Annotated in this window: 11 protein-coding genes and 1 other annotated feature; of the genes, 2 read left to right on the top strand and 9 right to left on the bottom strand. The window is 46.9% G+C overall.

The window, feature by feature from the left end:
* Positions 1–219: 219 nt before the first annotated feature.
* The 3 genes from QOZ98_RS18745 to QOZ98_RS18735 form a co-directional block, all read right to left on the bottom strand.
* Positions 220–888 carry a deoxynucleoside kinase gene (locus tag QOZ98_RS18745; RefSeq protein WP_142830896.1) on the bottom strand — a complete coding sequence of 223 codons (669 nt, stop codon included), beginning with the start codon at positions 886–888 and terminating at the stop codon, positions 220–222.
* The gene (locus tag QOZ98_RS18740) at positions 885–1,523 is read right to left on the bottom strand and encodes a deoxynucleoside kinase (protein WP_308788752.1); all 639 of its coding nucleotides are present in this window, start codon (positions 1,521–1,523) and stop codon (positions 885–887) included. The genes QOZ98_RS18745 and QOZ98_RS18740 overlap by 4 nt, the downstream gene beginning before the upstream one ends.
* A 95-nt stretch (positions 1,524–1,618) precedes the next feature.
* Complete coding sequence (locus tag QOZ98_RS18735; protein WP_308788753.1) at positions 1,619–2,425, bottom strand: YitT family protein; 807 nt, start codon at positions 2,423–2,425, stop codon at positions 1,619–1,621.
* 179 nt (positions 2,426–2,604) lie between these two features.
* On the opposite strand from QOZ98_RS18735, the gene tadA reads away from it, so the two are divergent.
* Positions 2,605–3,093, top strand: a complete 489-nt coding sequence (tadA, locus tag QOZ98_RS18730) for a tRNA adenosine(34) deaminase TadA (RefSeq protein ID WP_308788751.1) — start codon at positions 2,605–2,607, stop codon at positions 3,091–3,093.
* A 16-nt stretch (positions 3,094–3,109) separates the two neighbouring features.
* On the opposite strand, the gene QOZ98_RS18725 is transcribed toward tadA, so the two are convergent.
* The 4 genes from QOZ98_RS18725 to pdxS form a co-directional block, all read right to left on the bottom strand.
* Positions 3,110–3,970 carry an alpha/beta fold hydrolase gene (locus QOZ98_RS18725; protein WP_308788750.1) on the bottom strand — a complete coding sequence of 287 codons (861 nt, stop codon included), beginning with the start codon at positions 3,968–3,970 and terminating at the stop codon, positions 3,110–3,112.
* Between the two features lie 84 nt (positions 3,971–4,054).
* On the bottom strand, positions 4,055–5,329 hold the full coding sequence (serS, locus tag QOZ98_RS18720; RefSeq protein ID WP_308788749.1) for a serine--tRNA ligase: 1,275 nt from the start codon (positions 5,327–5,329) through the stop codon (positions 4,055–4,057).
* A gap of 65 nt (positions 5,330–5,394) precedes the next feature.
* Positions 5,395–5,601: a binding site (T-box leader), on the bottom strand.
* Positions 5,602–5,612: 11 nt separating this feature from the next.
* A complete protein-coding gene (gene pdxT / locus QOZ98_RS18715) occupies positions 5,613–6,227 on the bottom strand; it encodes a pyridoxal 5'-phosphate synthase glutaminase subunit PdxT (RefSeq protein WP_308788748.1) in 615 nt (204 codons plus the stop codon).
* A gap of 2 nt (positions 6,228–6,229) precedes the next feature.
* Positions 6,230–7,114 carry a pyridoxal 5'-phosphate synthase lyase subunit PdxS gene (pdxS, locus tag QOZ98_RS18710; RefSeq protein ID WP_308788747.1) on the bottom strand — a complete coding sequence of 295 codons (885 nt, stop codon included), beginning with the start codon at positions 7,112–7,114 and terminating at the stop codon, positions 6,230–6,232.
* Between the two features lie 104 nt (positions 7,115–7,218).
* Between pdxS and pdxR the strand changes: the two genes are divergently transcribed.
* Positions 7,219–8,613: a MocR-like pyridoxine biosynthesis transcription factor PdxR gene (pdxR, locus tag QOZ98_RS18705; RefSeq protein ID WP_308788746.1), complete on the top strand. Its 1,395-nt coding sequence runs from the start codon at positions 7,219–7,221 to the stop codon at positions 8,611–8,613.
* Positions 8,614–8,652: 39 nt separating this feature from the next.
* Here the strand turns inward: pdxR and QOZ98_RS18700 are convergent, their stop codons facing one another.
* Positions 8,653–9,993, bottom strand: a complete 1,341-nt coding sequence (locus tag QOZ98_RS18700) for a D-alanyl-D-alanine carboxypeptidase family protein (RefSeq protein ID WP_308788745.1) — start codon at positions 9,991–9,993, stop codon at positions 8,653–8,655.
* Positions 9,994–10,121: 128 nt separating this feature from the next.
* Positions 10,122–11,585: an IMP dehydrogenase gene (gene guaB, locus QOZ98_RS18695; protein WP_308788744.1), complete on the bottom strand. Its 1,464-nt coding sequence runs from the start codon at positions 11,583–11,585 to the stop codon at positions 10,122–10,124.
* Between the last annotated feature and the right edge of the window lie 489 nt (positions 11,586–12,074).

The raw sequence follows: 12,074 nt of genomic DNA, 5'->3' as shown, positions 1-12,074 counted from the left end.
GCTATTTTCCTATTCCAAACCATAACAACCACCCATTAGCGAAGGCGCGTCCACGGGGGAGGCGAAGCCAGAAGACAGGGGGTCTTCTGGCTTCTAGCGGGAGCCATCCCCAAAGCGACCGGAGCGATTATTTTCCAACACAAAAAAGACCGCAGACACCTCGAATGTATCGAGTTTGTCTACAGTCTGACCCTTGAGCAATGCTGCTCAAGGGCTTCTTTATTTGCGTAGAATTGAAGTTTGTTTCATGAATCCGCCAATGCGCTCCACGATCTGCTCGGAGCAATCTGGGTCGTTCATCAAGTCATAGTCGTTGATATTCAAACGCAGGACTGGACATCCATTAAAGGAATTGATCCAATTTTCGTAGCGTTGGTGCATTTCCAGCCAGTAATCTACCGGTGTCTGCTGCTCCATTGCCCGTCCGCGTTCTTGGATGCGGGAAAGAATGTCTTCAATCGAGCCTTCCAGGTAAATCAGCAAGTCCGGGTGCGGAAAATATGGCGTCATGACCATCGCCTCGAACAGATTGGTGTACGTTTCGTAATCTACATTGTTCATCGTGCCTTTTTCCCAATGCATTTTCGCGAAAATACCGGTATCTTCGTAAATCGAACGGTCCTGGATAAATCCGCCGCCGTATTCGAACATTCGCTTCTGCTCTTTAAAGCGTTCAGCCAGGAAATAGATCTGCAGATGGAAACTCCATTTCTCAAAATCGTCATAAAACAGATCCAAATATGGATTGGTATCAACATTTTCAAATGAAGTACGGAACTGCAGAGCATCCGCCAATGCTTTGGTCATCGTAGATTTCCCGACACCTACCGTACCAGCTATAGTAATTACCGCATTCTGTGGAATGCCGTATTTTTCTCGTAAATTCATAAGGTCAAACTCCTCTTTTGTAAAGTTCCATCCACCTTGTCCAAGATCAGCTGAAGATCACCGCTGTTTTGAACAAAGTCAATTTCGTCGCCATTAAAACGCAGCACTGGAATTTCAGGGTGTTCGCGTTCAAAGCGTTCAATAAACTCATGATAATCCGCAGCCAACTGCTCCATGTATTCCGGCGTGATCATCTGTTCGAATTCACGGCCACGCAGTTTGATGCGCTTCATCAATGTATCCAGGCTGGCGTGCAGATAAATGACCATATTCGGTTTCGGCATATCCACCGTCAGGATTTTGTAGATGGCTTCGTACTTTGCGTATTCGGCTTCCGGCAATGTACGCTTCGCAAAGATGAGATTTTTAAAGATGTGGTAATCCGCTACGACCGGTTCACGGTTCGAAATGAACTTTTTCTGGATGTCGGCCAATTGTTTGTAGCGATTGCACAGAAAGAACATCTCCGTTTGGAAGCTCCACTCTGCTATATCTTCGTAGAATTTATTTAAAAACGGGTTTTCGTCAACAATTTCCTTTAACAGCTGAAATTGATTTTGATCGGCGAGCGCTTTGGTCAGCGAAGTTTTCCCTACACCAATCGGACCTTCTACCGTGATGAATGGCACCGGCATACGAAGTCCTCCTTTTTCGATTCAAGTAAATTGCAATGCCATTTATTTTAACACACAGCTCTGGTTAAAAGTAGAGTGAAAAGTTGGCAATTTAATCAATGTATCGGTGCTTTGAACGTTCCGCCATGGACTTCCTGCGTCGCCATGATGGTCAAAAAGGCTTTGGAATCTATGTCTGCCACAATCTGCTTGAGCTTGGTGATTTCCAGGCGTGTGACCACCACATAAATAACATCTTTCGGCGAATTGAGGTAGCCGCCTTTGCCGTGCAGTTTGGTGAAGCTGCGGCCAAGGCGGTCGTTGATAGCCAATCCGATTTCTTCGTACTCTTCCGATATGATCAGCACCGCTTTCGTATCGTCCAAGCCCTGAATGACCACATCGATGGTTTTTGAAGCAATGTAATACGTCAATACGGAATACATCGCCTGTTCCATCCCGAGCACAAAAGCAGCCCATCCGAAGATGAAGACATTGAAGAACATAACAAATTCGCCGACCGAAAATGGCAGCTTTTTCATCAATAAAATCCCAAGAATCTCCGTTCCATCAAGCGCCCCGCCATTGCGGATAACAATTCCGACACCCGCTCCAAGAAGCAGGCCGCCAAAGACGGTAGCCAAAAGCGGATCTTCCACAAACGGCTCAATTTGGTGCATCGGAATTTCGATCAATGCCAATGCGACGATGGAAAAGATCGAAGAGATAAAAAAATTGCGGCCGATGTGCTTATAGCCAAAATAAAGAAACGGCAAGTTGATGGCGACCAGCAAAACACCAAAGGGAATTACCGTTAAATAGTCCAATATTAACGAAATCCCAATAATTCCGCCATCAATGATCGAATTGGGAACCAAGAATAATTCAATGGATGCGGCTGCCATGGCGGCACCAATGAACATGAAGATAAAGCGTACCGTAAAATGCAGCGGTTTTTCCTTTTTATGCTGTTTCACCCTTGAATCACTCCCCGGTTTCTAATCTCTCCATTTTACGCTGTTATGTGTTTTTTGTCTGCCTGCCTTTTCCTGCTTTTTTTGCTGATGGAAAATGCTACACTAGAGCCAAGGAGCGATGCATCATGAACGGACTAGAAAAAGACCATTTTTATATGGGATTGGCAATTGAAGAAGCGCAAAAAGCAGGAGCCAAAGGTGAAGTTCCGATCGGCGCTGTAATCGTCTATCAGGACCAAGTGATTGCCCGTGCGCACAACCTGCGGGAGACGACACAAAATGCTGTCACGCATGCCGAACTGTTGGCCATCCAGGAAGCGTGCCAGCATCTTGGCAACTGGCGGCTGGAAGACACAAAGATTTACGTTACGTTAGAGCCGTGCCCGATGTGTGCAGGAGCTATCTTGCAATCCCGTATTCCCCATGTCGTTTACGGCGCACGGGATGCCAAAGCCGGCAGTGTAGACTCCTTATACCGGCTGCTGAACGATGACCGCTTTAACCACCAATGCCAAGTAACGGAAAATGTCATGGCTGAAGAATGCGGGCAGCTGCTGACCCAATTTTTCCGGAATCTTCGGGAAATCAAAAAAAAACAGCGGAAAACCCTGTAAACGGGTCTTCCGCTTTTTATTCGTTGATAAATTGATCCATCAGCCGGTTGACGATTTCTGGCTGTTCGTGGTGGACCCAATGAGTCGCTTCGCCGACAAATACCAAATCGGCGTCTTCACAAAATGCTAGGCTTTCTTTTGCCAGCATCGGAGACAGAAATTGGTCGCCGAGACCCCAAATGATTCTGACTGGCACCTGGATTTTTGTCTCGGGCACTTGCCCCAAACTTCCCCGCCGGATGGCTCGGTACCAGTTGAGCATCGCTGTCAGTGCACCGGGCTGGGACCACGCCGCTTTGTATTGCTCGATTTCCTGTTTGGAGAAAGTGTTCTTATTGCTGGTTTGCTCAAGGCTTTGCTGCATCGCTTTGAACTCTCCCTTACCGAGAGCCTTTTCAGGCAGATTAGGCAGCTGAAAAAAAGCAATATAGGAACTCTTTATCCATTGCAGCGGATTTTTCCTGAAGACACGCGGCATCGCTTTTGGATGCGGGATGTTCAGGACAAGCAGCTTTTCCACGTACTCAGGCCGTGTAGCTGCCAGATGCCAGGCCACTGCACCGCCCCAATCGTGTCCGATAATAATGGCTGTTTCTTTTTGGAAATGCTCAATGATGCCAATAATATCGTCCCGCAGAAAGTCGACAGTGTAATGATCGATTTCTTCCGGTTTATCGCTCAAATTATAACCGCGCTGGTCCGGCACCACCACCCGATAGCCTTTTTCTGCCAGGAACTGAAGCTGGTTTTTCCAGCCAAACCAAAATTCTGGAAAGCCGTGCAGCAAAACCACCAATGGGCCATCCTCAGGTCCGGCTACAGCCGTATGAAGTTTGATGCCATTCGTTTCTATGAATTGAAATTTCACGTTTTCCATCAACTAACTCCTCCGTTCTTTCTTTTCCTTACCCTCTTTTCCAAACAAAAAAGCCCAAAAGCAATATGCTTTTGAGCCTTCTTATTAATTGATTGTCTTTTTGCCGCCCATGTATGGCTGCAGCACTTCTGGTATGTTGATTGAACCGTCTTCCTGCTGGCAGTTTTCGAGCAACGCTGCCACAGTCCGGCCGATTGCTAAGCCGCTACCGTTCAAGGTGTGGACAAATTCAGGTTTGCCGGTTGCTTCCCGGCGGAATTTGATATTCGCACGCCGTGCCTGGAAATCCTCAAAATTACTGCAAGAAGAAATTTCCCGGTACGTATCCTGGCTTGGAATCCAAACTTCAATGTCGTATTTCTTGGCAGCTGTAAAACCAAGATCTGCTGTACACATTTTCAGGACGCGGTATGGCAGCCCTAAAAGTTGAAGCACTTTCTCCGCATGGCCCGTCAATTTCTCCAATTCGTCATAAGAATCCTCAGGCTTCACAAAGCGCACCAGCTCGACTTTATTGAATTGATGCTGTCTGATTAACCCGCGTGTGTCCCGGCCCGCAGAACCCGCTTCAGAGCGGAAATTCGCGCTGTAAGACGCAAAGGCCTGCGGCAGCATATCTGCTGCCAAAATTTCATCGCGGTAAAAGTTTGTTACCGGCACTTCGGATGTTGGAATCAGGAAATAATCCTCTTTCTCGATCAGGAAGGCGTCTTCTTCAAATTTCGGCAATTGGCCAGTGCCGGTCAAGCTTTCACGGTTGACCATATACGGAGGCAGCATTTCTTCATAGCCATGCTCTTCTTGATGAAGGTCCATCATAAAGTTGATCAATGCGCGCTCCAGACGTGCCCCGAGTCCACGGTAAAAAACAAAGCGGCTTCCGGTTACTTTAGCTGCACGTTCAAAGTCGATGATGTTCAGATCGGTGCCCAGATCCCAATGCGCTTTTACTTCAAAACCAAATTCCGGCTTGTCGCCCCATATGCGGATTTCTTCGTTGTCGTCTTCGGAATCGCCGAATGGAACGCTGTCATGCGGAATGTTCGGTACACGCATCATGATGTAGTTTAAGCTTTCTTCCACTTTCCGCAGCTCTTCATCAATGGCTTTGATCGCTTCGCCGACTTCCCGCATTTTCGCAATGGCGTTGTCCGCATTTTCTTTTGCCCGTTTCATCGCGGCGATGTTTTGAGACGCTTCGTTGCGTTCCGCCTTTAATTTTTCGGTCTGCGCAATCAATTCGCGACGTTTTACATCCAATCCTTCAAAGTCATCCAGCACCGAAATATCTTCTCCGCGCTTGGCCAGTTTGGCTTTTACTTCTTCAAAATTTGCACGTACAAAACGAATATCCAACATACCATTTCCTCCTCAAAATTGGAATTACATAAAAAAAGACAACAAAAATAGCCCCCATCCCCTGGTAAAGGGACGAGAGCTACCCGCGTTGCCACCCTGATTGATCGGCATAAGCCAATCCTCTTCATCACATAACGGTATTAAAACCGGCAATGGCTTTTTTCGCCATGCAACTCCGGGGTGGATTCAAACGCGTTTTTCACCGGTTTGCACCAACCACCGGCTCTCTTTGGAAAAACAATCGCTTTACTACTTCCCATCAACGTTTCTTCTTTGAAATTAATCATACTTTACTATAAATTGATCTATTTGGCAAGAGAAGGTCTGACTTGTGTGGGATCATGCTTAAAAAATATTCCGTGATGCGATGGTCTTCGGTCAATTCAGGGTGGAACGAACAGCCCAAAAATTGGCCGCTTTTTGCCATGACAATTTTTCCATTATGAACACACAGCACTTCAGTTGACAATCCCACGCTGACAATATGAGGCGCACGGATAAAAATTGCTTCAAAAGCTCCGTCGATTCCTTTGATTTCAAGCGGCGCTTCAAAGCTGTCCACTTGGCGGCCAAATGAATTTCGTTCAACGGCTACGTCCATGACGCCCAAATGCGCTTCATTCGAACCAACGACTGTTTTGGCCAGCAGGATCAGCCCCGCACACGTGCCAAACATCGGCTTCCCGGTTTTGGCAAACTCCCGAAGCGGATCCATTAAGCCATAGTGGTCGATCAATCGCCGCATCGCCGTGCTTTCACCGCCCGGCAAGATGAGTGCATCCAGCCTTTCAAGGTCCTTTGGCCATTTTACCGGAACCGCTTCTGCTCCACATGCTGCAATTGACTGGAGATGCTCCCGGACAGCTCCTTGCAAAGCGAGAACTCCAACTCGTTTCATCCTTACCAGCCCCGCTCCTGCATGCGTTCGCCTGCAGCAATCGTTGACATTTCAATGCCTTTCATGGCAATGCCCAGATCTTTCGACAGCTCCGCGATCAGCTTGTAATCCTGGTAATGCGTCGTCGCCTCGACAATGGCACGGGCAAACCGTTCGGGATTATCCGATTTGAAGATGCCCGATCCAACGAATACGCCGTCCGCTCCAAGTTCCATCATCAATGCCGCATCCGCCGGTGTTGCAACGCCGCCCGCCGCAAAATTGACTACCGGCAAACGGCCCAGGCTTTTCACTTCTTTTAAAAATTCATAGGAAGCTCCAAGGTTGCGGGCTTCGGTCATCAATTCATCTTCACTCATGGCAATCACTTTCCGCACTTCCGCATTTACCTGGCGCAAATGACGGACCGCTTCGACAATATTGCCTGTACCCGGTTCGCCTTTCGTGCGCAGCATGGAAGCCCCTTCACCGATTCGGCGCGCTGCTTCGCCTAAATTCCGGCAGCCGCAGACAAATGGCACGGTGTATTGGTTTTTCAATAAATGAAATTCTTCATCAGCAGGCGTCAATACTTCGCTTTCGTCAATATAATCGACACCCATCGCTTCCAGGATCCGGGCTTCCACAATATGGCCAATGCGCGCTTTCGCCATGACTGGAATCGATACGGCTTTCATTACTTCCTCCGTAATGCGCGGATCGGCCATGCGGGCTACTCCACCATCCCTGCGGATATCAGACGGCACACGTTCCAGCGCCATAACAGCAGTGGCTCCAGCAGCTTCAGCAATACGCGCCTGTTCTGCATTGACCACATCCATAATCACTCCGCCTTTTTGCATTTCAGCCATTCCTCTTTTTACACGATCTGTTCCATGTTGAGTCATTTACTAATTCCCCCTATTTGTTAATAAATTCAGTATAATAGAGATTGACCATATAAAAAGACTCAGTTCCATTCATTTCAATAAGGTCAGTTGGAGGAAAGCTATTGGATATGCTCATGTTTCAACTTCAAAAACAGTCTCAAACTCCTTTATACAAGCAGCTTTACCGTGAAATAAAAAAAGCCATCATTGATGGCACCATCCAGGTGAATACTAAATTGCCAAGCAAGCGGAAGTTGGCAGATTACCTGCAAATCAGCCAAACAACTGTGGAACTCGCCTATTCCCAGCTGGTCGCTGAAGGGTTTATTGAATCTCGGCCGCGCAAAGGATTTTATGCCCAGCCAGTCGAAGAACTTGCTTATTTGGATATTTCCCATGACGAGCCGGTTCCAAAAGAAAGCATTTCCTATAAAGTGGATTTTAACTCTGCCAGCATTGATACGCACTCATTTCCATTTGCCACCTGGCGTAAACTGACACGCGACATTCTGGATGAGTCCAATCATGAATGGCTGCTATCCGGCCATCCCCAAGGCGACGATGCACTGCGCCAGGAAATTGCCCGCTACCTGTATCAGTCCCGCGGCGTAGTTTGTGATGCGGACCAGATTGTCATCGGGTCCGGTACCGAGCAGCTTCTGCCCCTGCTCATCCGCCTTCTCGATAAAACCTTGGTCTATGGCTATGAGAATCCCGGTTATGCGCTGACCCACAGCATTTTCAGCCATCACGACCGCCAGGCAATTCCTATTGAACTGGATCCTGACGGCATCAACGTCGGTGAATTGGAAGCTTCTGATGTGGATGTGGCGTATGTTACTCCTTCCCACCAGTTTCCATCTGGCTCTGTGCTGAGTGCCACTAAGCGGGCGCAATTGCTCAACTGGGCTGCCGCCAAGCCGGAACGCTATATTATCGAAGACGATTACGACAGCGAATTCCGATACACCAGCCGACCGATTCCCGCTTTGCAGAGCATGGACTTAAGCGACCGGGTCATCTATATCAGCACCTTTTCCAAATCACTCATGCCTTCCCTGCGCATCGCTTATATGGTTCTGCCGAAACGGCTGCTGCGGGCGTACCAAAAGACCTTTCTGCATTATTCTTCATCCGTACCAAGACACGATCAGCAGCTGGTCGCCAAATTCATGAAAGATGGCCATTTCGCGCGCCATCTCAACCGCATGCGCAAACTGTATCAGAAAAAAATCAAACAGCTGAGTTCGTCTCTGGCTTTATTCGCTCCAGCAGTTGCAGTTTCAGGCGAACAAGCTGGCATGCACATCGTTCTCACCATCGAGACTTTATTGAGCGAAGAAGAGCTTGTAAAACGCGCTAAAGAAGCTGGTATCCGCGTCACGGGCCTGCAGTCCTACGACGTTCATAAAAGAGACGGCACTCAGCCAAAAATTGTCCTTGGGTTCGGCGGCTTGTCGGAACAAGAAATCCACTCTGGCATCACCGACTTGATGTCCTGCTGGGAAATCCAATGAAAAAAGCCGTTCATCCGAAAAGATGAACGGCTTTTCCTATTAAAATAACCCTTTTACAAAACTACCGGCATCGTCCCAAAGAGACGACAAGTATCCTCCAGCATCGCGCATTGCTAGGGAAGCCCAATTGGCACGCTCGACAGATTCAGTGGTCGCCACTTCGACTTTAGTTCCACTGCCGCTCAAATAGCCATAGTCTGTGCCATCTGCTGTTGTCAGTTGGAGCGTTCCTACCACTAAATCCTTTTCTACAGCCGCTTCAAGCTTGCCATCCTGAACGACTGCATCGTCCAGCTGCAATTCCGGCTGATACATATCCTTATCTGCTGTACGGATCATCATGGATACAGGCTCTTTGACGGCAATCGCTACTTCTTCTTCCACACCTTTTTCAACAGCTAAAGTTTCCTGTCCTTCAAACTGGTACCCTGCAGGAATGATTTCTTCTGTCGTGAACTGGCCAAAACCAAAATCGAACAACGCACGCGTCGCTTCAAAACGAGCTTTGTAAGAACCTTCGCCTTCATTGTCTACAGCACCCATGACTACCGTGATAAAACGGGTATCATCACGCGTTGCTGTTCCTGCAAACGAGTAACCGGCAAAATCCGTGCTGCCGGTTTTCAATCCGTCCACCCCTTCGTACTCGTAAATCAAGCCCGGCAGCATGGAATTCCAGTTTTCCATCCGCGTTTCATCCACCGTTCCTTCACGAAAATTCATCACCGGAATTTTTGTCGTGTCCAGTACCTCTGGATAATCGTCCAGCAGAATTTTTGTCAGTTTGGCAACTGAACGCGCCGGCATGATATTTTCACCCGTTTCTTCGGTTTCTTCCGGGTGCATTCCCATCAAGCTTGAATTGCTGAGCCCTGTTGAATTGACGAAAGTCGTTTCTTCCAAGCCCATTTCTTCGGCTTTTTCATTCATCAAGCGGACAAACTCGCTTTCTGTTCCTGCAATCGTCTCAGCAATGCCGATGGTGGCTGCATTGGCCGAGAAAATTGCCATCGCTTCATACATTTCTTTTACAGTATAAACGCCGTCTTCGCGAAACGGCACATTGCTCAAGCGCATATCCTGAGAAATCTGATAGGCATAATCCGTCACTTGGTACTCCTGATCCCAAGTAACCCGTCCTTCTTCGATCGCTTCAAACAATAAGTATTCCGTCATCATCTTGGTCATGCTGGCAACCCCTAAAGGTGTTTCAGCATTTTTTTCATAGAGAATTTTACCGCTCTCGGCATCTACCAAAATCGCGGCTTCCGCCATTATATTTAACGATTCTTCCGCTTGTGCCTGCTGCGGAACAATTGCAGTCAATGTCAATGCAGCCAGCAAGGCTGTCAGTAATCCTTTATTAAAAATCTTTTTCACTTGTATAAATACCTCCGTCTATAAGATTCCACATGCTATTTTAGCATATTCTTTGCACCCAAAAATAAAAACATGAAAAAAGCACCTTTTCCATCAAGAAAATGATGGAAAAGGTGCCGATAGGTCTATCAAATAGAGTAGTTAGGAGACTCTTTAGTAATTTGGACATCGTGCGGATGGCTTTCGCGCAAACCAGCACCTGTCATCCGAATAAATTGCGCTTCTTCACGCAATGTCTGTAAATTTTTTGTTCCGCAATAGCCCATTCCAGCACGAATGCCTCCAAGCAATTGGTGGATTGTATCCGAAAGCTGTCCTTTATACGGCATGCGGCCTTCGATGCCTTCTGGAACCAATTTTTTCGCATCATCCTGGAAATAGCGATCTTTTGAACCTTTTTCCATAGCAGCGATTGATCCCATGCCTCGGTAAGTTTTAAATTGGCGTCCCTGGAAGATTTCAGTGTCTCCTGGGCTTTCAGTTGTACCAGCCAGCAAGCTTCCGAGCATAACAACATGCCCGCCAGCTGCCAAAGCTTTAATGATATCTCCGGAATATTTGATTCCGCCATCAGCGATAATTGCTTTGCCGTGCTTGCGCGCTTCTGTTGCGCAGTCGTAAACAGCCGTAATTTGTGGAACACCAACCCCTGCTACTACTCGTGTCGTACAGATAGAGCCGGGTCCGATTCCGACTTTCACCACGTCTGCACCGGCATCGATCAATGCCTTCGTGCCCGTAGCAGTCGCGACGTTTCCTGCAATAATCGCCAACTCCGGATACGCTGCACGAATCTGCTGAACCATGCCCAAAACGCCTGCAGAATGGCCGTGAGCCGTGTCCAATACGATCACATCGACAGAAGCCTTCATCAAATGTTCAACGCGTTTCATTGTGTCAGAAGTAACGCCAACAGCGGCACCGACCAGCAGACGTCCGTGCTTGTCTTTGGCTGCATTCGGGAATTCGATAACTTTTTCAATATCCTTAATAGTAATTAACCCTTTAAGTACACCTTGGTCATCGACGATCGGCAATTTCTCGATTTTATATTGCTGCAAAATCTTTTCAGCATCTTCCAACGTCGTCCCGACAGGAGCGGTGACCAACTTCTCTTTTGTCATAACATCGTTAATTTTCAACGAGTAATCCTGGATAAAACGCAAATCGCGGTTCGTAATAATCCCGACAAGCTTCAGTTCCTCTTTATTGTTAACAATCGGCACACCCGAAATGCGGTATTTGCCCATCAAATGCTCAGCATCATAAACCTGGTGTTCCGGTGTTAAAAAGAAAGGATCTGTAATAACGCCGTTCTCTGAACGTTTGACAGTGACAACTTGTTCAGCCTGTTCTTCGATGCTCATGTTTTTGTGAATGATCCCTAATCCGCCTTGGCGAGCCATCGCAATAGCCATCTTAGCTTCCGTTACGGTATCCATGCCTGCACTGATCACTGGAATCTTCAACTTAAGAGTTGGTGTCAATTCAACGGACAAATCAATATCTTTCGGTAAAACTTCCGAATGAGCTGGTACAAGCAATACATCATCAAACGTTAAGCCTTCTTTTACAAATTTCGATTCCCACATAAGTAGACGCGCCTCCTGCTTCCTTTTAAATATTATTGTAAGGTTATCAGCGCGGATATGGTGTGTCAAGAAACTGACAAAAGAAAAACTATTTAGAATACTTAATTAGAATGATTATAAAACATTTTCAATTTTTACTAAGACATTTAACTCACTTAAAATAACAACATTTCTTTTGCTGAGAATCCTTGTAATTTGAGGTTAAAAGTTCTAATTTATATAACGGCCTTAGTCTTAGATTCTATGCTAAGCGGGTCACTGTGAGACTATGTATTATGCTAGCGCATTAGAAGAGCATAATAGAATTTTCGCAGGCATGCGTAAAATAACAATAATTAAATATGACTGGTTCAACTATATTGAAGTTTTCTTAGAACATCTATCTTAACTTTAAATACAAAAAAGCCGTTACCGGAATCGGTAACGACTTGTTTTGTTTGGTTGCCCAGCGACGTCTTACTCTCACAGGGGGAGACCCCCAACTACCAT

Origin of the sequence: Planomicrobium stackebrandtii (assembly GCF_030814955.1) — a bacterium.
Taxonomy (GTDB): Bacteria; Bacillota; Bacilli; order Bacillales_A; family Planococcaceae; genus Planococcus; species Planococcus stackebrandtii.
The sequence above is the reverse complement of the archived record's forward strand: the minus strand, read 5'-3'. Positions and strand labels throughout refer to the sequence as shown.